The sequence below is a fragment of the Gimesia maris genome (assembly GCF_008298035.1).
GTDB classification, from domain to species: domain Bacteria; phylum Planctomycetota; class Planctomycetia; order Planctomycetales; family Planctomycetaceae; genus Gimesia; species Gimesia maris.
Genome location: NZ_CP042910.1, coordinates 7563755 through 7586286, shown reverse-complemented (window position 1 = coordinate 7586286; position 22532 = coordinate 7563755). Strand labels below are relative to the sequence as shown.

The 22532-nt window shown below is 45.0% G+C and carries 19 protein-coding genes; 17 read left to right on the top strand and 2 right to left on the bottom strand.

Annotated features, from left to right (window positions below; genetic code table 11):
* The first annotated feature begins 105 nt into the window (after positions 1–105).
* Positions 106–1497 carry an asparagine--tRNA ligase gene (gene asnS, locus GmarT_RS28320; RefSeq protein ID WP_002645326.1) on the top strand — a complete coding sequence of 464 codons (1392 nt, stop codon included), beginning with the start codon at positions 106–108 and terminating at the stop codon, positions 1495–1497.
* Between the two features lie 23 nt (positions 1498–1520).
* Here asnS and GmarT_RS28315 read toward each other — a convergent pair whose 3' ends face one another.
* On the bottom strand, positions 1521–2375 hold the full coding sequence (locus GmarT_RS28315; protein WP_002645327.1) for an alpha/beta hydrolase family protein: 855 nt from the start codon (positions 2373–2375) through the stop codon (positions 1521–1523).
* Positions 2376–2696: 321 nt separating this feature from the next.
* Here GmarT_RS28315 and GmarT_RS28310 point away from each other — a divergent pair, with 321 nt between their 5' ends.
* Both GmarT_RS28310 and GmarT_RS28305 read left to right on the top strand, forming a co-directional pair.
* A complete protein-coding gene (locus tag GmarT_RS28310) occupies positions 2697–4379 on the top strand; it encodes a hypothetical protein (RefSeq protein ID WP_044237012.1) in 1683 nt (560 codons plus the stop codon).
* A 51-nt stretch (positions 4380–4430) separates the two neighbouring features.
* Positions 4431–5870 (top strand): phage portal protein, encoded by a 1440-nt coding sequence (locus GmarT_RS28305; RefSeq protein ID WP_081459429.1) that lies wholly within the window; start codon positions 4431–4433, stop codon positions 5868–5870.
* Positions 5871–5880: 10 nt separating this feature from the next.
* Here GmarT_RS28305 and GmarT_RS28300 read toward each other — a convergent pair whose 3' ends face one another.
* Positions 5881–7398: a sodium:solute symporter family transporter gene (locus GmarT_RS28300; RefSeq protein WP_044237013.1), complete on the bottom strand. Its 1518-nt coding sequence runs from the start codon at positions 7396–7398 to the stop codon at positions 5881–5883.
* Between the two features lie 341 nt (positions 7399–7739).
* Here GmarT_RS28300 and GmarT_RS28295 point away from each other — a divergent pair, with 341 nt between their 5' ends.
* From GmarT_RS28295 to GmarT_RS28230, 14 genes are all read left to right on the top strand, one after another.
* Entirely contained in the window at positions 7740–9041 is a 1302-nt protein-coding gene (locus GmarT_RS28295) for an aminotransferase-like domain-containing protein (RefSeq protein WP_002645331.1), read from the top strand.
* Positions 9042–9101: 60 nt separating this feature from the next.
* Positions 9102–9944 carry a YkgJ family cysteine cluster protein gene (locus tag GmarT_RS28290; RefSeq protein WP_157158925.1) on the top strand — a complete coding sequence of 281 codons (843 nt, stop codon included), beginning with the start codon at positions 9102–9104 and terminating at the stop codon, positions 9942–9944.
* Positions 9945–10284: 340 nt separating this feature from the next.
* The gene (locus GmarT_RS28285; protein ID WP_149303524.1) at positions 10285–11679 is read left to right on the top strand and encodes a hypothetical protein; all 1395 of its coding nucleotides are present in this window, start codon (positions 10285–10287) and stop codon (positions 11677–11679) included.
* 91 nt (positions 11680–11770) lie between these two features.
* Complete coding sequence (locus GmarT_RS28280; RefSeq protein WP_002645334.1) at positions 11771–13045, top strand: phage major capsid protein; 1275 nt, start codon at positions 11771–11773, stop codon at positions 13043–13045.
* Between the two features lie 78 nt (positions 13046–13123).
* Complete coding sequence (locus GmarT_RS28275; RefSeq protein WP_002645335.1) at positions 13124–13636, top strand: hypothetical protein; 513 nt, start codon at positions 13124–13126, stop codon at positions 13634–13636.
* A gap of 111 nt (positions 13637–13747) precedes the next feature.
* Positions 13748–14410, top strand: a complete 663-nt coding sequence (locus GmarT_RS28270; RefSeq protein WP_002645336.1) for a phage head-tail connector protein — start codon at positions 13748–13750, stop codon at positions 14408–14410.
* Positions 14410–14751, top strand: coding sequence for a hypothetical protein (locus GmarT_RS28265; RefSeq protein ID WP_002645337.1), 342 nt, complete (start codon positions 14410–14412; stop codon positions 14749–14751). Before GmarT_RS28270 ends, GmarT_RS28265 begins: the two co-directional genes overlap by 1 nt.
* Positions 14748–15200, top strand: a complete 453-nt coding sequence (locus GmarT_RS28260) for a hypothetical protein (protein WP_002645338.1) — start codon at positions 14748–14750, stop codon at positions 15198–15200. Before GmarT_RS28265 ends, GmarT_RS28260 begins: the two co-directional genes overlap by 4 nt.
* Positions 15201–15402: 202 nt before the next feature.
* Positions 15403–15861, top strand: coding sequence for a phage virion morphogenesis family protein (locus GmarT_RS28255; RefSeq protein ID WP_081459431.1), 459 nt, complete (start codon positions 15403–15405; stop codon positions 15859–15861).
* 12 nt (positions 15862–15873) lie between these two features.
* Positions 15874–16767 carry a phage tail tube protein gene (locus GmarT_RS28250; RefSeq protein ID WP_002645341.1) on the top strand — a complete coding sequence of 298 codons (894 nt, stop codon included), beginning with the start codon at positions 15874–15876 and terminating at the stop codon, positions 16765–16767.
* A 141-nt stretch (positions 16768–16908) separates the two neighbouring features.
* Positions 16909–18012: a PDZ domain-containing protein gene (locus GmarT_RS28245; RefSeq protein ID WP_149303522.1), complete on the top strand. Its 1104-nt coding sequence runs from the start codon at positions 16909–16911 to the stop codon at positions 18010–18012.
* 686 nt (positions 18013–18698) lie between these two features.
* Entirely contained in the window at positions 18699–19142 is a 444-nt protein-coding gene (locus GmarT_RS28240) for a hypothetical protein (protein WP_002645343.1), read from the top strand.
* 373 nt (positions 19143–19515) lie between these two features.
* Complete coding sequence (locus GmarT_RS28235) at positions 19516–21807, top strand: coiled-coil domain-containing protein (RefSeq protein ID WP_002645345.1); 2292 nt, start codon at positions 19516–19518, stop codon at positions 21805–21807.
* Positions 21804–22529: a hypothetical protein gene (locus tag GmarT_RS28230; RefSeq protein ID WP_002645346.1), complete on the top strand. Its 726-nt coding sequence runs from the start codon at positions 21804–21806 to the stop codon at positions 22527–22529. The genes GmarT_RS28235 and GmarT_RS28230 overlap by 4 nt, the downstream gene beginning before the upstream one ends.
* Positions 22530–22532 lie beyond the last annotated feature (3 nt).

Genomic DNA, 22532 nt, shown 5'->3' with positions numbered 1-22532 from the left:
AATTAAAAAGGAAAGCATAGAGTAATGTGAGTGTAGAATATGCTTAAACTTCTGGTAAAAAATGTGTTAAACGATTTAAATTCAAACTTGGAAAGCGTTTCTTCAATGATTCGAACAAAAATAAAGTCGGCTCTGCATACTTCTCAACCGGGAGAAACAATCAAAGTTTGTGGCTGGGTTCGTACGAGACGAGATTCCAAAAGTGGATTTTCTTTTGTTGAATTGAATGACGGCAGTTGTATGGCCAATCTACAGATTGTACTTGATCAAAATGTACCGAACTATGAAAAATTGATAAAAGATCTCACCACGGGTAGCAGCCTCTCGGTGACAGGAAAGGTGATAGAGTCACCAGGCAAAAACCAGAGAATTGAAATACATGCAGAGGCTTTCGATCTATACGGTTCTGCAGATGCCGAAACGTATCCGCTACAGAAAAAGCGTCATAGTTTCGAATTTTTGAGAGAAATTGCTCATTTGCGTCCACGCACAAATACTTTTGGAGCAATTACTAGAGTCAGAAATGAGGCAGCAACCGCCATTCATCGTTTCTTTCAGTCGCGGGGTTTTATCTATATCCAGACTCCAATCATTACGACCAGTGATTGTGAAGGAGCAGGCGAAATGTTTCAGGTAACAACTCTTAATTTAGATCGACTGGCTCAAGTCCAGACAGAGATCGATTTTTCACAGGACTTTTTTGGAAAACGGGCATCTCTGACAGTCTCTGGACAATTGGAGGCAGAAATCTTTGCGACATCCATTGGAGACTGTTACACGTTTGGTCCTACTTTTCGCGCTGAGAACTCAAATACGACTCGACATCTCGCCGAATTCTGGATGATTGAGCCCGAAATGCCTTTCTATGATTTACAGGATAATATGGCGCTAGCAGAGAGTTTTGTGAGAGACGTTATCAGTGATGTTCTGGAGAATTGCGCCGAGGATATGGTATTCTTCAATCAAAGGATCGACAAAACAACTCTTGAGACCTTGCGAAATATTACCGAAAACGAATTTATTCGCATCTCGTATACAGAAGCGATTGAGATAGTAAAGTCCAGTGGGAAAAAATTTGATTTTCCTATTGAATGGGGCAGTGATATGCAGTCTGAGCATGAACGGTTCCTGACGGAAGAACACTTTAAGCAGCCTGTGATTGTATATAATTATCCTAAGACAATTAAACCATTTTATATGCGTTGCAACGATGATGGCAAAACAGTGTGTGCAATGGATGTGCTCGTACCGGGAGTTGGAGAAATCATCGGCGGTAGTCAGCGGGAAGAACGCTATGATATCCTGATAGACAGAATGAAAGAAGGTGGCCTGAATCCGGAAGATTACTGGTGGTACACAGATCTAAGAAAGTATGGAACCGTACCACATTCAGGATTTGGGTTGGGATTTGAGCGACTCATTCAACTGATTACTTCAATGACAAATATCAGAGATTGCATACCGTTTCCCAGAACTCCGAAAAATGCGGAGTTTTAAAAAAGTCCGTTGTTCATAATTGTTTAAGGGGTCAATAAATACTTCTTAAACCAATTCACAACTGCCTGGCGCGCACGATTTTGGTCTTCACCCTTAAAGCCGTGCGCGGCATCCTTAATCACGATAAGTTCTGCTGGAACTTTTTGTTCCTTGAACCGTTTCATGATATTATTACTGTGGCTGATGGGGACCAGCTCATCCTGGTCTCCATGTATGAGCAGTGTTGGAGCATCGTCTGGAGTCACATGAAGCAGTGGTGAAAAATCACCCGCCAGATCCGCTTCAAACTGCAGTGCTGGGTATCGATGATAATAGGTTGATTTTTCGTCCACAAATTCACGTATATCTGTCGGCGGATAATAAGCAGCGACTGCTGCTACCCGATCACTGTTTTTTAAAACCGGGTCTGTTGCATTAGGATCACCTTGATCAGAAGTTGTTCCGAGTATTAAAGAAAGATGCCCGCCCGCGCTTCCTCCCCAAACTCCGAGCTGGTTCTGATTAACTCCATATTTCTCTGCGTGCCGACGAATGAATCGGACACTGCGACGCACGTCTTCCACGACTTCCGGGATCTTAAACTTTGGGCTACTACCATGCCTGACACAGAAGACGGTAAAGCCCTCTTCCAATAGTGGGTTAAACCAACCCTGCATGTTTTGAGGTTCTGTCCAACGCGAGTACCAGCCGCCACTTACCATGAATAATACACCCGCTCCATTGGGATTTTGGGGTTGGAAAACATCAAAGGTCAGTGCCATGCCATATTTGTGACCATAAACAACATCAGGAATGATGTTAACTTTTTCATCCGCACAATTCGCGTCTCTGGGGAGCAGAATCAGACCCAGGAATATATAAGCCAGTATGTTTTTCATTAAAACTCTCCAGAAATTATTTTTTGGAATTGGCATTGATCAAGAGTTATTCAGAAGAACAATCTTTCAGTTCAACACTAGTGAATCAGACCTGAATGTTCATACGGAAGAAAAATATAATTCATAGATTATCTTGACCTCACCATGCCAATAGCAAGGATATGAATTCAAATTTAATTGAAACTAACTGAGAATGAATCGAAAGTCATTGAAAACAATTTTTAATAGACTCTATAAAATCCTGAAAATGAAGGATGACCTACGGAGTAGCTACCTCTGCGATCTTGTAATCCTAACGTGAATGACCTGGAATTCTCTCCAGTGGAAATACTGCTTGATCTTGAACAGACTCAACGTTTCCATGGACTACAGCAAGATGGTTCAGAGCTTGAAACCGCTATCCGTCAAGCTCGATCTGGACAGATCCGACCTTATGTCGAGTTACAATGGCCTGAAGCAGTACTTGATGACTGGCAGTGGGACATTCTCGAATCATTATTTGATCTCACGATTCGCCGAGTATTTGTAAAAGGAAATACAGGTTGTGGAAAAGGGGCCGCAGCAGGAATCGCCTGTTGCACCTACTTTCATATCTGGAATGATGCAAAAATCATCATTACACGAGATTCAGTCAGAACAGCTCAAAAAATTGCATTTGGTGAGGTAGATAAATGGTGGCGAAAAATGAGGTTCAAACCGCCGGGAAAGCTTTTAACTTCAGGCGTCTTTGATAACAATCAGCATTCTATTTCACTGGCGAACCCACAGCATATTGAAGGCTTTCGTGGTGCGCACTCACCACATGTATTTTTCTGGTTTGATGAAGCAACCGCACCCAATCTCGAAGATAAATATAAGCTGGCAAACACGCAGGCCAAAAAGTTTCTGGCGTTATCAAATCCGTCGACCCTGTCCGGCACATTCAGGGATTCTTTTCCTGTCGTGAACCCAGATAAAACACAGACAATTATCGATCAGTATGGCAATACACGTTGTATAACGGTCAGTGGCTGGGAATGCACGAATGTGAAAGAAAAATGTCTTGAGCAACCTGTCGCACCGATTGGTGGAATCAAAATATCTGATAATTATTACCCTCATGGAAGTCCCATAGCAGCAGATGATTTCGAAAAAGTTCAGCCTCGAATTCCCGGACAAACCTGTTACGACGAATTTATGGCACTCCTCAATGATGCAGATCCTCTCATACGAAATGTGTATGCCCTGGGCAAATTCCCCGATCAGGATCCTGATAAACAAGTAATTTTACCGGATTGGTTGATCGAGCCAGTTAAATTCTGGACTCGATGGAATCGCCTGTGTCTGAGAGCCCGGGAACAGTTTCACATATTAGCCTTGAAACTGTTAGAGCAGATATTACCTGTAGAGGGTTTTGGGCTGGATGTGGCAGCATCCCGGTTTGGAGATGCTTCGGTCCTAGCGGTGGGAGGGCGTTACGGAATTCGAGCGATTCATGAATGCCAGTTTTCTGATACACAGCAGACGATGAGTTGGGTATTGGAGACTGCGAATTCTCATGGAGTCGATTTAGAACAGGGTATTGTTCCGATTGCTATTGACTGGGGCGGGGGGTATGGGAATGCGGTGGGCGATCCTTTGAAAAAAAGAAATGTGAATGTTATCGAAATTCACGGAAATGCCAGCAGTAACCTGGATTCAAAAAAATATGCAAATAAGAGAGCTGAACTATATGGTGAGGCAGCAAGAAGGCTTGACCCTGCGGGGGACTTCCGCATGATGCCCTTTGCTCTGCCTGATAACCAAAGGCTAAAAGCGGAACTGGTGGCACCCGAAAAAATATATGCTGGCCATGATGGCGAAAAATATTATATCACTCCCAAAGGAAGACGAGGTTCAGACGCGAACTACAACGGAAAAACATTGCATGAAATCCTAGGGAGGTCACCAGATCGTGCTGATGCTGTCGTTTACTGTCTATGTGCATTAAGAAGCCAGCGACGTCGTCAGTTGATTGTTGCCTGAAATACATAATACAACCCATCAACAGTGTTCTTAAATTGGGGATAACTTCGTATGTGGAATCCTTTGAAACAGCTTACAGCACGCTTTAAATCAAATCAGTTTGCAGTTGCCTTACGTGCAGTTCTAGGGGCGGGGCAACCGGGAGCCTGGAGTAGTGATCATAGAAGGGAATCCGATCAATATACTGGATGGAATTTTGTGGCGATCCGTGCCATCTGTCTGCAAGCAATGCAGGCATCAGTATTAGTTTATGATGATTCAATTAATGGTTCCAAACAGAAAAGAATAAAAGACAAAGTTCACAATAAAAATCGATATACCCAACTCAAAAGTTTGTATGCCGGGGAGTTCGGTGTGGCAGAACCTCTCTCTAACGAACATCCGATATGTAAAATATTAAAACATCCCAACCCGACTCAATCTGGAGCCTCGTTTCGCTACGAAAGAGTATTACAGCTTCAACTGACAGGAACCAGCATTGTCTGGAATGTACCGAATCAGTTTGGAAAAACGGTTCAGAGATATGTTATTCCAACTGCGATCGCAACCCCAGTACCTCCCAGCCATGAATTTCCGGAAGGAGGCTATAAAATCCAGGCCCCCTCGCTCAGATATGTTAGTGAGCCGTATAGCAGTTCCTTTGCAGAAACGAGCATGTTTTATCAAGTTGTAGGAAATGTGATTCCAATTTCTCAACTCCAGATATCACGTTGGCCTCACCCGGTTTATAAAGATGATGGTCAGTCTCCAGTAAGTGCCGGGGCGAGATGGGTGGACTCGGCCAATCAGATTGATTCTGCTCGCTGGGCTCAAATGAATAATGGGGCAGATCCTTCGATAGTCGTAACCTGTGGCAAAGATATGAATCCGACTAGAGAAGAACTTGAAGCGGCGGCAGCGATGTTTGAGCAGAAGTATGGAGGAACAGAAAATACAGGGAAGGCCATTTTTACCACAGGAGAACAGGTCGTTTCTCTAACTGCGACTCCCAGGGAAATGGATTACAATTCTTCTTTCACACAATTCAGGGATGCAATACTTGCTCTGCATGGTGTCCCGGGAATTGCAGCCGGAATCTCGGACGGAGGTAGTTATGCTGCTTTTTATGCTAGCCTGAAACAGTTTATCTGTCTTACGGTTCAACCAATCCTGGACTTGTTAGCAGAGGATGATACCGAGCATCTGGCACCACAATTTGGAAAAAACCTGACTGTTGAAATTGAGGCATCTCACATTGATGACCCGGATTTGCTTGAAAAACGTCTGGCAACAGATATCCGCGCCAAAATAATCAAAGTCGATGAAATGCGTGCGATCAGGGGGCTGCCTCCTCTGGGACCAGAACGGGGAGGTGATAAACTGGTCAGTCAGAATGATTCAAAATTTCAGCCAACAGAGGAAGGTGACAAGCAGGATTTTGACGCAGGAACTCCCGGCCTTCAAAAAGTCAATCTTTCAAAGAATAATGGTAAAACCGGAGAGATTTTCTGAAAGAGTCAAGTTAATTACTGGCGAGTTTCTTCCTGTGTTGAAAACTGGCAATCAGATAACTGACCAGACACCCGCTGGCAATATTGACTGTGACAGCTGCTGGAGCAATCCATTGAAAACTGATGGGGTCAGGTTCGTTCGGTCCCATGAAGATTGGACCGGAGAATGCAATCAACACTGCGGTGGTTGTCCCCAGAATCGCACCAACGATGACTCCTGCTGGTCTGGAATAGGGGATGAATAATGCAAAGAAAAACAGGCAAAAGATTGGTGTCGTCAATAGATTCGCTGTTTTGTTCGTGACTGCTGTTATATTTCCCGGGATACTTCCCATCACTGAGCTGGATAAAACTACGATAGTACCAATTCCAAATGCCAGCAGGCGTGCAGTGAAAACGTGTCCCTTTTCTGTCCGTGGGGATTTGTCAAACCGATCCAGGAAGTCTGTCATAACAACTGCTGTAATAGAGTTTACTCCGGAATCAATACTGGACATGGCGGCGGCAAACATGGCTGAGACCACGCATCCAGATATGCCGACCGGAAGATGATAGGCAATATAGTGCGGGAAAAATTTGTCAGCATCTTTTTTAAGATCGATTCCTGCGGGAATTTCATTTGGAAATTCTTTGAAGTAACCCAGTAAAGCAAAGCCAACCATTGCTAAGGTTAATGAGACTATAACAGAAACGCTTAACTGAACTGCCAGAGATTTTCTGGCAGCACTCGCATCTTTGGTAGACATAAAACGTTGTACAGAAACCTGGTCGCCACATGCAGTCGCGACATACCAGACCATTATCGAAAGAAACGTTCCCACGTATGTCACGCGCGTCGCTGGATCGAAGCTGAAAAACGGCTGAGTGTCCCAGTGTTGATCCCATTGAGTTGGAAACCAGCTGAAACCACCCAGATGATATGTAATTGTCGCAATGACCAGTAATGCGCCTCCAAACAATAGAATCGTCTGAATTAAATCCGTTATCACGACTGCGCGCAATCCACCCAGTGAAGTATAAATGATTGCAACCAGACCGGTCCCCAAAACGATATACGGGATCCATTCTTCACCAACATTGAGCATGGTGGTAATCGCTTTCGCTGTCAGATAAACCAGCAACGACATCCAGATCAGTCGCAAACTGACAAACATAATTGCACCGAGCAGTCGAATTCCCAACCCCAGTTTTTCTTCAAGCAGTTCATAGGCACTGGTGACTCGCTGTCTCATATAGACTGGAATCATTACAAAACCTACGATGAGAAAAATGAAAGGCATCGCGAGATCTTTAATCAGATATACCGGCCCTTTTCCCAGGATCTCACCAGGAGTTGAGAGATAAGTGATTGTGCTGAGCAAAGTGGCAAATAATGAGACACCAATTAATATGGGATTCATCTGCCCGCTACCAACAAAATATTCTGACGTATCTTCCTGTCCTCGACTGAAGTACCATCCCAAAAAGATCGTTGAGATTGCATAGATGGCTATGATCACCCAGTCGAGGGGATGTAGTCCCGCATTCAAGGTAAGAGGTTCCGGGGACGTTTCAGCCGCAGAGAGAGGACTCTCAAACAAACAAAATACCAACAGGGGCAATATGAAATAAAGTGGTTTCAAAAGTCTGTTTCCTTCTGAGTGGATAGAGAATCAGGAGCTGCATCTGTCGATATTTATTTGACTTCAAGAAACATTATTATGAATTTTTTATCCAGTATGCTGATTGGGTCTTCTGATTTCAATTCTGATTGATTGAAGTTCGTAGTAAATCACCTTCTCCTCAATTATGCTAATCAGGTATGAGCTCATTCGGTTATTGAGTTTTAGCCGGACTTCGTATCCTCCAGTACTACAAGACGAACAATAATATGACTGACTCAAATGATATTCAGTTTAGCAGGAAAAGAACCTGGAGCCATGATTTACCGATCAGTTATCTGATGCAACAGGGAGTGGAAAATCCGGGAGTTCTTTCTCTGGCAGCTGGGTTAGTCGATCAGAACAGTTTGCCTGTCTCGATCACTCAGAGTGCATTTCAGTCTCTATTTTCTGATCCCGGTTCAGCCAGGGAAGCGCTTCAATACGGAACAACTGCAGGCTCATTATCATTTAGAAAATTGCTCCTGGCTCATTTGTCCCATCTGGAACAGAAGTCAGCGGAAGAATTGAGGATGACTGTAGACAATATCATAGTCACGACCGGTTCACAGCAATACTTGTCATTGCTAGGCGAAGTGTTGCTTGATCCAGGTGATATTTGCCTGGTTGCAGCTCCGACATATTTCGTTTTTTTAGGGGTTTTACAGGGATTAGGAGCACGAATCATTTCTGTTGATACAGATGAATCCGGGATGAAGATGGATTCTCTGGATACCACACTGGAAAGGCTGGAAGCTCAAAGCCAGTTAAACAGAGTGAAAATGATCTATCTGGTCAGCGATTATGAGAATCCATCAGGGGTATCACTTTCGATTGATCGAAGAAAGAAGGTCGTGGAAATTGCTCAGAAATGGTCGAAACAACATCGCATTCATATTTTAGAAGATCTGGCATATCGAGAACTTTGTTATGATGGTCCGGTTCTACCAAGTATCAGGAGTTTCGACCAGACGGGTGAAACTGTCATACTTACTCAAACGTTCTCAAAGAGCTTTGCTCCTGGATTGAGAGTAGGATTTGGAGTAGCATCGAAATCGGTCTGTGAGGCAATTTCAGATAAAAAAGGAAATGATGATTTTGGCTCTACTAACTTAAGTCAGCATATCCTGGCAAATGCACTTCGGGAAAATTTATATTATGACCACGTGGAATATTTGAGGTCAGTATATCGAGAAAAACGAGATTGTATGCTGGATGCTGCTGAGACATATTTCTCAAAACTGAAGAATATTCATTGGATTCATCCAGGAGGTGGACTGTATGTCTGGATGACTTTACCTGACTCGATTGAAACAGGGTTTAAAAGTACGCTTTTTCAAAAAGCGATCCATGAAGATAAGGTTATGTATGTACCAGGTGAGCTATTCTATGCATATGACCATGGTCTAGGCTGTAATGAGCAACCTGCGATACAAAAAAATCACATGCGACTTACATTTGGTGTGCAGAACTCTCAGGGAATCCAGGAAGGTATGAAGAGACTGTCAAACGCGGTCAAGTCATTCATATAGAATGAGTTACGATTACTGGGAATGTATCGGTCCTGGCAGATGTATTTCCTGAATTCTGGAATGGGTTCAAGCGACTTTGCCGGTTGTGACGATAAGTCAGGCAGGGTCGTGTGGTTTGATTCGAGATTGAGTGATCCCGATGTGAAACGTGTCCTGGGTGATAGATTCAAACCATTTCTCATTATCTCACGGAGTTCTGTCAGAATAAGAAGTCAAATGGGTATTTGTGATTCCTGCCATTCCGGATGTTGTCGCTCTTTTGCAGTTCCAATCTCTGGTGCAGATATTCATCAATTTACACAATATCAAAATAAGAACTTTTGGGACTTTGCTTGTCGATGGGAGGACTCTGAGGGACTGATTTCTCGAAATTTAGCCCCCCATTTCTTTTTTGAAGATGCTCCAGATGTACCATTTGTCATTTGCCTGAAGCATATTCCAAGTGTTTCATTTCCGGGAACTACGAAGTGTCGTTTTCTCATGGAGTGTCTGCCTGATGACGACCATCCTAAAGGTTTAGGTCGATGCAGTATCTATCATTCACGTCCTCATACCTGCCGCAGTTTTCCTGCAAAATTGAATGATGACAGTGAACTGGCCATTTTATATGAGATTCCCACAAATGGCAGGAACGGTGAACCGGCATACGACCTCTGTCCACGACAATGGACTCCTGCCGATTTAGATCCAAACGAAACGATTCAGAGCCTGGTTGTTGCAAAATATGAAATGACTTTTTTTAAGAAAATCGCGGTTATATGGAACCAGAATCCTGGTCCGTGGAACTCTTTCCCAGAGTTTATTAATATTATCTATGCAAACCGCATTTCTTCTGGTCAAGTCGGCAACTCAAGTCAGGATCAATCACCTGATGATTCCGAATCGCTATCTAATGCAGCATGAGTTCGTGAATATATTTTATTGAAAAATGATTCACTCAGTTATTCGTGCTTTAGATCTCTAGATGAAAGTCTGCATCGGATTTTAACAGAGTTTTCTGTGTCATAGAATGGTTTGTTCTCGATCAGATCAATCACCATCATTCCCGTAGAGCAGAAATCAGGCTCTACGAAATCACAAGAAAAAACGGGAAGCACCAACGCTCAATTTGATTACTGAATATTGAGTAGCGCTTCGTGCATCGAAAAAACAAAATTGTTTTTTTCGTGTCTTGACCCGTGAGTGCCGAATCTTAAAACACTGTCCTGTCGCAAACATTATATGTTTCTCAACGGGGCAAACAGTGAACACAAATCAGACTTCAAATTCTTTAGAGTCTATTCTCAAACATCGGCAGCAGGATTTTGGCTCTTTCTGCAAAATTGCTGGTAAAACTTCAGAACTCTCGTTGGCTTGTCAGACACAGCCTATGATCGATGAGAGGCTGATGTCTGCTCGAGCTGTCATCAACACACCTCGAGAGGACCGTGAGGGTGATGTTATTAAACCTGCCGGGGTCCAGCTTGAGAATTTCCGAAAAAATCCAGTAGTCCTTTGGGAACATGGTTTAGGTGAAATTACTCGTCCCATCGCAAAATGCCAGCACCCTGATGGTCGTCTGGCGATCGAAGTCGATAATGAAAAAATTTCTGCGACATCTTACTTCACTGCCAAATCAATGGAGTCGCTGCAGATATTTCACCTGATTACTGAAGGGTTAGTCAGAGCAACTTCAGTACGTGCTTTGCCAATTAAAACATCCACTAGGAAAACAGCAGATTCTGGAATCGGAATTGTATTAGAGCAATGGGAATTGATTGAATGGTCCTGGGGCGCATTAGGGGTTAATCCAGATGCCATCGCAAGAACCCTCGACCGCGGAACGATTGAAGGACACAAAATAGTAGAGCCTCTGTTAAAATCACTGCGAACGGTACTTCCCCAGAAAAGGCATCAAATCTCTGGTTGGACGTTCAAGGGTACTGATCAATCAGGAGAGAGAGAGTATGAAAATGACGAAAGACAAGCTCGAAAAAATGAGTCTGTAGGCAATCCATCAATCCTGCCCAAAATGTTTGACAATACCAGAGTACTTGGTACCGGTTCATGTGCGAATCGTAGTGATCAATCACGACAGGTATCAGATTCAAACACAGAGAGTAATTACAACCTGGAAATCTCCATTCCTCTAGGTGCTCAGATATTAAAATCGATTTCCAGTTGTTTCTTCGAATTGAAAAATCATCTAAGAACAACTTCAGCAGTGCTCGAAAATGAAACCATTAAGTCCTTTCTGGAAAAGCTGCTCCTGACATTAGAGAGTGAACTGAAAGAATTGGAAGAGACTTATGAAGATAACTATTCCCAGCTAAAACAGCATAGTAAAGATTTTGAGGAGTGGGATAAGTGTGCTAAATCAAATCTATTATTTCAATTGGTCAAATCTACGAAGGTGAGTGAGATTGATTATCGATTGAAACGCACCGGATCAAAAATAAATTCTGAAACAGCTTCACAGGTCCAGGAGTTTTCGGACCACCAATGTCAACAAATCGCAGACGTATTAAAACAAACGAACCTGTGGCTTCAACAGAATCTGCACAGCGATGAGAATCGGATGTTGAATACTGTCGAAGAGCTTACGCGCGTTGTAAGCGAGTTACAGCAGAAAGTATCTAATTTGCTACCTCAATTCTGAAGTGGTTGTAAAGGATATCAATTGGAAGTCGGTTCTATGAACCGTTGTAAAACACGTGATTAAAGAATCATATTCGCAGAAAGGACATTTTATGTCTGAAACACTCGAGGAAAAAGTAAAGTCTCTCTCATCTAATATTGAAAATCTTACTAAAAGCGTCGATCAGTTGAACGTGCCTGATATGAGCGGCATTCATCGTGATGATCAAGGAAGACTGGCAGGGTATTGGGAATCGGAAAATAGTCAAACCGACAATCAGGCATATAAAAAAACGTACTCAGGGCAGCGGGGACGAGTATTTCCCAGTGGCTATAAACCATTTTCAGAATTTCAATCGTTTGGAGAATTTATCCGCTGCGGATTCAAAGACCGAAGCGAAGTGATTGCCAAGACTAAGAAATCCTGGGGATTGTGCAAATCAATTCAGGGAATGTCTGAAATCGTAGGCGCTGATGGTGGTATCGCTGTTTTACCGGAGTTTCATCAGGAAATTTTGACACGAATCTATGCCAACGATATTTTCAGCCGCACAGACCATTATCGAGTAGCTGGGAATAATATGACGTTTCCTACAGACTCAGAAACAAGCCGAATGGACGGCTCTCGTTCAGGCGGACTACGTGCTTATTGGGTTGGCGAAGGCGACCCGTTAACAGGTTCATCACCGAAACTGGGGGAAACGACCCTGAAGCTGAATAAGTTAGCGGTCTTGGTTTATCTGACAGAGGAGCTGATTAACGATAATGGAATGGCTCTTGAGTCTTATGTAAACAAAAAAGTGACCGAGGAAATGGAATTTATGTTAGGTGATTCCATTTTCAATGGGAATGGCGTCGGGAAACCCCTGGGAGTGATGCAATCTTCCGCGAGAGTTACTGTTTCGAAAGAATCTGGTCAGGCAGCAAATACCATTTTAGCAGAAAATATTTTGCAGATGTGGAGTCGTCTGAAAGCATCTTCACGGATGAATTCCGCCTGGTTTATTAATCAGGATACGGAACCTCAACTGCATCAGATGAGTCTGGGAGTTTCGACTGCCGGCGGACAGTTGGTCTATATGCCTCCAGCCGGGCTTTCTGGAGCTTCATATGCGACTTTGATGGGACGTCCTGTGATTCCCACTGAGTTCAACGAAACACTGGGTACAGAGGGAGATATTCTTCTGGCCAGTCTTGATGACTACATCACCATCAGTAAAGGATGTATCGAGCAGGCAGAATCAATGCATGTTGAGTTTCTAACAGATCAACTGGCGCTGCGATTTATCATGCGGATTGATGGAAAGCCATGGGAGACTCAACCTTTAACTCCCTATAAGGGAACTGCTACTCAGTCAAGTTTTGTCACACTGGCGACTCGTGCGTAATTTTGAAATGGAAGAGAGCAGCAAGTTTTCTCTACAGATCTTTTTTAATGCAATCAGAATCAATAAGGAACTCAAATAATGTTCAACAAAGAATTTTTAGAAAGTCATGATATCATTCCTGCTTTCATGCCTGTCGACTTGTCGGCGGATGTGAATACAGGAGACAGGGTCAATCTTCAGAATTACGATCGTTGCCTCTTTGTTTTACTTGCATCGATTGGTACTGCAGGAGACGATCCGGTGATCACAGCACAACAGCACACTGCTGCAGCTTCTGGTTCATCCAAGCCGCTCAATTTCAGAAGGATTCGACATAAAGTTGGTGCTACCGATATTGATGCCACCGGTCAGTTTACACTAGTGGAGCAATCGGAGGCAGCCAGTTTTGATACGGATTCTATCGATGGAGCAGAGAATCAGGCATTAATCGCTATTGAAGTAATGTCCAATGACCTGGATTCAGATAATGGCTTCACTTTTGTTTCATTTAATGTGGCAGACGTAGGGTCCAATGCGCAACTGGGTGCTGGATTTTACATTCTCCAGGGGGCGGGTTATGTCAATGAAATTCAACAGTCATCAATTGCATAATCATTAAAGAAATACTTCTGACAGTTTACGGTTACGGAAAGAGATCCCAATAACACAATCTGTCAGAGCTGATTGGTGATGTAAATTAATGATTCGGAGTTATGAATTCCAATGTCGCTTACTACAAAAGTTATACTGAAAACGCTTCTGGGTATCAGTGATTCATCACTGGATGATGTCATCGACTTGCTCATTCTTCAGGCCGATTCAATGATCAAAGGTTATCTGCATCGCGAGATTGAGGAAAAGGTTTATACGGAGTACTACAGTGGTACTGGCTATCATGTACTACAGCTGAACCAAACTCCCGTCCAATCCATCACCTCAGTTCATGAAGACCGAAATGGTTATTATGGAGAAGGTGAGGACGCATTCCCCACCGCTTCAGCATTAGTTGCAGGGACCGATTTCGTGTTACGGAAAGATGATGCCACCAATACGGAAGTCTGTAAAAGCGGTATTCTCTATCGCATAGGGAAAGTGTGGCACCGACCTTATTCGCGCCTCAGCGGACAATTAGCAAGTTCTCCCGGCTTAGGGATGGGGAATATAAAAGTGGTCTACACAGCAGGATGGGCTGCTGTTCCCGCAGATATTCAGTTTGCAGCCAATAAACTGGTGACATCCATGCTTCAATCGAGAGAAATAGCGGGATGTTTAACTTCTGAATCGATCGAAGATTACTCCTATACACTTTCAGGAGCGGAAGATGAATCCAGAATGTTGGATTCTATTAAAGGCTCGCTCGCTCGTTACAAAAAGGTGGTGATCTGATGGTATCGACTCAACTGCTGGACTATCTCTATCTGAAGATGCCCGGTACCGAAGCGGTGACAATGACCATTAAGCGGGGCGTGAATAACGATACTACCACAACTACGTCCGTTTCTCATGCCTGGATGCGAGACATCTCTCGGGATGATATAGCTAAGGGGCTGGTAACCTCGGCCCATGAAGGCATTGTCTGGAATATTCCCAACGTCTTACTGGCTGGAGCTGAGATCGAAACAGGCGATACGATCACCGATTCGAGCAGTGTGGTCTGGACGGTCATGTCAGTATCGCGGTTGAGACTCCGCACTCATTGGCGATGTATTTGCCGGAGGCAAAAATGACAGCGATTCTGGAAGACATTCTGACAACAGTAAAAACTCAGATTGAAAGTCTTGAATTATCCGACATAGTTGAGGACTCTATCATTATTCAAAAAGTACCTTCAACACGGAACTTCCAGAGTTCAGATTTTCCTGCGATTCTGATCGCCCCTGGAGCACCAAAACTCAATCCCGCTAAGGGAACAAATATAAGAGACCAGATCGAATACCAGGTAGGTGTGTTTATCGTTGACACAGATCAACAGAATCAGACTTTAAATAGAGAGAAGTATCTCAACTGGTATGAGAGTATTGTCAAAAATTTTCGCACCCCTCGTTTGTCTGGAGTGTCATCGGTAGTTAACAGTTATGTCGCCCCTGGCGCGGTTGTCGATCCGAGTTGGTTTGAGGCAGGGGAATATCATGCAGGGATGACCCTGTGGTTTATCAGTTGGGAGTCGAGAACATGACACATGAAATCGAAGTCAAAGACGCAGAGTTTTTAAAAGTTTCTACTAATATATATGGTGGATTAAGGTTCAAGACTGATAAGGAAACAGATGCAGTCAAGATGTATGCTGACCAGATCAGTACCAGTCGTCAGACTTTTTCAGACAAAGAGGTTCGAGACATGCCGGGATTTAAACTAATTAAGGTAAAGGATGTTACAAGATGTCTAAAACCATCACAGCGAAAGAGCTCGGTGGATTTCTCTCTGGTATTGTCCGCAGATTAGAATCCCCACAAGCATCGAAGGTCCTCAGTGAGTGGAATGATGAGCTTGCCGGGGATCTGGCACAGGGATTCTTAAACAGTCACTCGCCCGACGGGGTACCGTGGGCACCATTAAAGAACCCACGACCTCCAGGACACAACCCCGGAACGAGGCCATTGATAGACTTTGGAGACCTGATGCGTAGCGTGGTTTCAAATGGTCAGGGGCACATCGAAATAATTACAGATGACTCCACAACCTTTGGCACCAGTATTTATTATGCCAGCGTACATCAGTACGGAAGAAAAGACGGATCCATTCCGGCCCGGCCGTTTCTCGGCATTCCGGGTGAATCATTGGATAAGGCGGTTGAAATGCTGTCTGGTCACTTAATTACAATTATTGACGCGATTTAAAAGGGTAGACTTATGACATTAGGAATCGGAACATTCACCCGCGTGGCGATCGATAGTGCATTGCCGTTTGACACCAGTTCAATTCCCATTGAGATTGTGGGCGCGGAGTCGCTCGTTGAATCGCAGACGATTGACGAAACTGGCGGCACAACTGGCACAATGGAGCATATCTCTGAGCGTACGAGGTTGGGGCAGAAACGTTGCTCAGGTTCCATTCGTGTACCTGCAAGTAAGCTGGCGTTAGACACACTGTTACCATTGATTCTGGGGTCAACAGAGAGTTCTGATGAATTTGCACTTGCGGATAGCATTCCTGAATTCGTCATGATGATCGACCGCGACGAAAAAGTTTACACTTACTCTGGTTGCCGGATTGCTAAAGCGACCTTCAACGGTTCTTCAGGGCAAATGGTGATGGTGGATCTCGATATTGAAGCAGAAACTGAAACCGAAGGTGCTGCTGGATCTTTTCCTGTATTGGCCACACCAACCGAAAGCCCGTATCGCTTCGAAGATGGCGTTCTCACTTTGCTGTCGGAAGAGCGTGAATTCAATGAGTTCAGTCTGGTCATCGAGAATCAGCTCGATACAGAGCGGTTTGAGAACTCGCTGACACGTGTAGATATCCCGTTACTCGATCGCATTGTCACTCTGGGTACAAATCACCCGTGGTCTACGGCGAACCTTGATCTGATTAAGCAGGACCTTGCAGGGGCAGGCGGTTCTCTGGTACTCACAAATGCAGAAACCGATGATACTTTGACGTTCACCTTCGGGGCGATCCAGTACCCGACTCGTACCCCGGGGACCACGAAAGCACAGGTCACCAGGCTTCCGCTGGAAGGTATGGTGCGCAAGGCCGGCAGCACAGCCAGCCTGGTGATAACAAACGCAGCAGGTGCGTAAGTTCATTTTACGAATAGTTTTATTGCAGTACAAAGGCAGCCAGACGCGGCTGTCTTTTTTTATTGTTTGCATATAACGATACAATATTGATATGGTGGACGCATGTGTTTTTTGGTGCTGGGTTTAGATGTGAGGGTCAACATGAAACGACTATTTGCTTTTTTAATTACGTTCTTCGTAATGACATCATTTCTGATTGCTGACTTTCCTTGGATGACTTACTCGATAGGATTCCGAACAGTAACAGTTCAGGACTACAAGAAGCACCTTAAAGAAACAGGGGAAGAGATCCCCATCTTTCCTCCCAGGACGGGGAATGCCGTAATAGCCGGAGGTGTCCAGAAAGGGTCTCGCGCTGATATCGCGGGGCTTGAGAATAACGACCTGATCCGAATTATTAACGGAAAGCTGCTTCGGACCCCAGATGAAGCAGATGAGATCTTGAAATCTGTAACATATAAAGACAAGCTGGAGTTGGGAGTCATTCGGAGAGGGAGAGATCAGTGGGAGCGTCTGGCGATAACGATAGAAGCGTTGAGTGAAGAGGAACACATCGAACGATCTATTGTGGGGTCGAACCCGGTTAAATACAAGGATCACTGGTATTCGACCAGGAGGCATAGAGAATCTCCTGAGAATTATGGTTCAGGAGATATTCATTTGAATATAGCTGTGGTTGACGATAAACCAGAGTTTCTATATCTGTGCATCGGAAGGTTAGATTCCGAAGATCTGTTTACAAGAAAATATACAGTAAAAACAGATGAAAACACATATGAGTTAATTGACTTGCCACCAAATGAAGTGAAAGACATTAACAGCAGGATAGATGCGCTTCTGATTGCAGAACAAGCCAAAGTGAAAGATATAATTGATCATATAAAAGCAGGTAAACCACTTCTTGAGGATCAGGTTCGATTGCTGGAAAAGGCTTGGATTGGCTCTGCCCGTACAAAGGAGTATCGTAAGTCTCAAGGCGGGTTAACTAAGTTGGTTGGATTTAAAAAAAGTGAAAGATCTGACACTAAGCGATATGAAAATGAGAGGTACTGGGAAACTTACAATAAAGAAGTTTCGAAATCACAGGAAAAGATGATCTTGGATATTGCTACCTCGAAAACAGTCACAATCAGATATTCAGGCACGAAGTTTTACCACGAATTAGAAATTCCCTCCGAGGTCAGATCAAGAATGGAACTAGTAATGAAGAGCTTTAAAAATTCAGGTGGAAAGCTCTTTGACTGAACTCCTCAAAACCCTTTATGACACCAACCAAACATTTGACTTCAGCAGATGTTATGATCCGCTGTACTCTGATTAAGGGTGCATTTCAGGTTTAATCAGGACCTCGTCTCTGAAGAAAATATTGAGAACTGCTGGATTGGGAAATTCAACGAAACAAGTAGTAATACTTGCTATGGGGGGCAATTACATTGACTCTGTTCAATTTCTGAAAACAGGTTGCCTGCCAGTTATGTATCCAGAGACAAGAATCCAGGCATGGTTCTTTCTTCACCTTTTCAAACGGACTTTGAAATTCACCGGAACTCCGATATTTCAGACTTGATGAGATTCCTCAGGAAACATTTCTCCTGAATAAGCTCAACACATATTTTCAAAATTATGCCATGAATTCTTTTTCTTTCCAGGAAGCGATCAATTGTCACTTTGAAGTCTTGATACTGGCACTATCTTGAATTTGCAGGTTTGTATTAGGAGATCGGGATATCCTGACAGTAGACGCTGGAAAGCGTACATCAGGTAAAGTCGATGCGCTGCGATTTTTAAATTGAGATGAACCTTAGAGTCACTACTCAGACACTCACTTACAACGCGAAATTCAATAAGAACCTCTCTTGATCCCCTTGTGACATTCCAGAAAATTCAGGGTACGAATTGACTGTTACCCTGTCTTTTAAGGAGTGTATCACATGTCTGGCAAAGCTTTCATTCCGGATGGCTATACCGAAGATTGCTGCATCAAAGCAATACCAAATCTGCACGAAGAAGTTCATTTCAAATTCCGTCCGGTTTTACCTGAAGCAGTCCGTGCGTTGATGCATAATTACTTCGAAAAAACGGCAAAGCAACAGGGCGAAATTGTTGAGCAGACTTTATTGCGACAGGTGATTGAATGGGATTTGTGCGATCATGAAGGAAAACCGGTCAAGCTTACAGTTGATAATTTACGGCGGATTAAAAAGCCACTCAAAGATCGCTTATTCAACATTGTAACCTGTTTCGAATCTGGTGATTCTGATTTGGAAACGAAGGCGGAAACAGACAATAGCAGCGATCTCGATTTCGACGATCTGCTCTCCGGTGAATCTGATGGGATCATCACTTCTAAAATCGACGGTGATTCAAAAAACTGATAGCGGGGGTAGAGTTGTTATTGCTTTATCCTCAATTCGCGAATCGTGATTGCCAACACTGCTTGAAGTATGAATACAACGAAGGGACCGGCGAACCCAGATTATTCAACGGCAAACCGCTATTGAGGCACTCTAAAAATCCCCCACTTTGTAAAACCAGGGATGGTTGCCCAAAAGGTACGCCAGAAAAACCTAATACCTTAACACCTAAAAACAGACAAGCCTATATTCATCACCTGGAATGTATGGCGGTCTATAGTTTTCCCGATGATCCGATCGTCAGGAGGAATGCCAGAATGATTCAATTTGTGGTGGATCGGTCAAATGAACAAAAAAGGGCTAAAGAATTGATAGCTCTCATGGGAGTTACAAAATGATCGCTGCAGCAGAAGCAGAACGAAAGGTCAGGATTACTCTGGAGCTTGTTGCCGGACAGCAAAATTCTGATGTTGCCCGGAAACTTAATTCTCAGGTTCAGGATATTCAAAAGAAAGCAAACCAGTTATCCGGTGGGGGGGCAAAGAAGCCAGTAAATCCTGGGATTGTTGAAGCTAAAAAATGGGAAAAAGCGATTAACGAAATGATCTCAGTTTTTAGAAAAGCGGAAGATCAGCGAACCAAAGATTTAAAGAAGGTTTGTAGTAAGACGATCAAGTTGATTGATAACATGAATAAACGCTTGAAAAAAATATGCGAAGACTCGGAGAAGAGTAGAACCAACTTCATTATCATTCAATTCAAAAAACGAAATAAAATTCGATCACAGGAAGAGAAAGCAGTAAAAAAACTTGAATCTGCAATACGTTTACAAGTCGATTCAAGACGCAAGGCAACCGAAGCCGGGGTTGGTGCGCTTCAAGGAACACTCGATTTGGTAGAAGGTATGGCAAGTTTAGGATTTGTCAGTGAAGAAAATTTCGAAAAATTCTCAAAAGGATTTGAAAAGATCCAGGCTGGTTTCAAAGCACTGAAAGGGCTCACTGAATTATACTGGAAAGGCCGAGAGGCAATCATCGCTCTCAACGAAGCCTCAAAGGCGAAGCTGACCGTCGATGCTCTGCTCGCGAACAACAACTTCCGGCTCGCTGCCTCGCAGGCGGCGGCGAACGCAGCTGGTGGCGTTGCCGGCGGAGTCGCCGGAGGAGCGGCAGGCCGTGGCGCAGGTGGCGCTGCCGGTGATCTCGCAGCGGAAGTCGGTGGTGATGTCGCCGGTGGTGCCCTCGGTGCAAAAATGGTCGGCGGAGGTGCGGGATCAGGTGTCGGTATGGGACTGCTCGCAAAAGCGGGCGGTGCTGCAGGCTGGCTGACTCTCGCCGCAGCGGGTGGCCTCGCCCTGTTTGAGTCTTTTCAGCTGGTACGCCGTGTAACACTCGGTGCAACCAAGTCTAACGAGAGCTTTATCGGCAGCGTCAAGGGCTGGAGAAACGCAGTTGACGAGGCAGCCGAGTCCACCAAGCGTCTCGAAAAGCAGCAGAAAGACTTTGAGAACAAGCAGAAATCAGCACAACAGCTGTCTAGCCATCTGGCCCGCGAAGGTGGGTATCGCGATACCCGCAGGGAATCTGAAGAACTGAGTCGCCGCGTCGAGTTCGAGACCGGTGGCGGTGCCGCAACCCCGATTGCAGCAGTAGAGCATGAACGGCTCGAGGCGATTCGTCGTGTTAAAGGTGCCGAAAAGGATCTCGCTGACTTCGAGCGGGCCAATGCTGAGCGAGTGGGTAAGGGGCATTTCGATCAGTCTGAGGAACGGCTGCGACTGGCCCAGCGTCTCGCCGATCAGAACAGGCAGCTCGTCGAGACCGATCTGCAGCGACTACAGGTTCTCAGGGATCAAAAGAAAGCCACTGAAGAGCAACTCAAGGCGAACCGGGATGCGCTGAAATCCGCTCAGGATGCACAGAAGTCGGTGCATCAACGATTCTCGGAGCTGAACCCCTACGAGCAGGGCGAGCTGAAAAGAATCACCGCCAAGGTTCAGAACGGGGAGGATCTCAACGACCGCGATATCCGCCAGCTGAAACGTACGCCCGGATTCGGCGACCGGCTCGTTCGTGATTATGAGGCGAAGAAAGGACTCGCTGCCGGTTCAGGTCAGGTTGCTTCTGTGCTGAACGATGATTTTTCATCCGCTCAAAAACAGGAGATTGAGCTTCGCAAAAAGATCGCAGCAGACGAGAAGAAGAAACGAGACATTGAGGCGCAGCAGCCGCAGGCTGTGAGGGACCTGCAGGCAGAAAACCGCCGGCGGGACGACGCAAATGCGCAGCAGGTTGAGGCGCAGCGTAAGGTGGACGACCGTCAGTTGTTGCGACAGGGTCGGCAGCAGGCTGTCGACGGTCCCGACAGTAGCCCCGAAAGCATTGGTGACGGGGCTGCGTTTTCGATTAAAAATGCGCTCAGACTCAATCCGATGACTGCATCAACTGTTTTTGCCTATGACTATCTGTTCGGAGGCAGCTCGGGAAGTCAGACACAGCAACCAGCCCCACAGCGTCAGCCCGCCCAGAAGGCTGTTGCGGACGCCACTGACCAGGTTACGCAGTCGGGCATCGGTGTCGAGAACGGCATCAAGTCACTGCTCGATGCGATGAACGATCGGGATAAAAGAATCTTGGACCTCATTAATAAAAACAAACTTATAGAAGACTATTACGCAAACGTATGATCTTTACTTATAACGGTTATAGTCACGACGAATATTCGGTGACGGTTGACATCAATATCAGGGGACTGGAGAACCCGACAGGCTATGTCTACGGAAACACGGTCACGCTGACTGTCACCGGCATCCTGCAGGCAGACTCACTGTCTGAGTTGCTCACGAAGCAGGTCGCGCTACAGAACGCCTACAAAGTACAAAATGGAAATGTCTCCTGGATGTCGGGCAGCACGACTGTCTACGCTATCACCAGTGACGACACGCTCTACGGCGTCCGTGTCGTCACTCCGCCGACATTCGCACAGGGAGCAGCACCGGGCGAGCTGGTCAATCGCAGGCGATACACCATCACGCTCGAAGCGGCTTACACTTACGCAGCTGCAACAGGGTCGGAAGAATCGCCGTATGTTCTCGACTACGAATCAAACCTCTCGTTCACTGGAACCGGCGGCCCGACGTTCGGACATCTGCCGACGATTACCGGAAAGTTCCAGAAACAGCAACTCACAGAAACGAGTGTCGTCACCTGCCAGCAGTCCGGCAGGCGCATCGGATTAAACTTCACGCCCTCGCCAGACCCGCCATTCGAGCATCTGGCGGACTTCGAAAAGCTGGATCGTCGGGTAATCCGCTACGGTGCACCGCGACGCATTAACAATACGGCGGTTGAGTACCCCGTGTTCTGGGATTACACATTCGAACGCAATCAGGCGTTCCCAATTTTGTAAAGG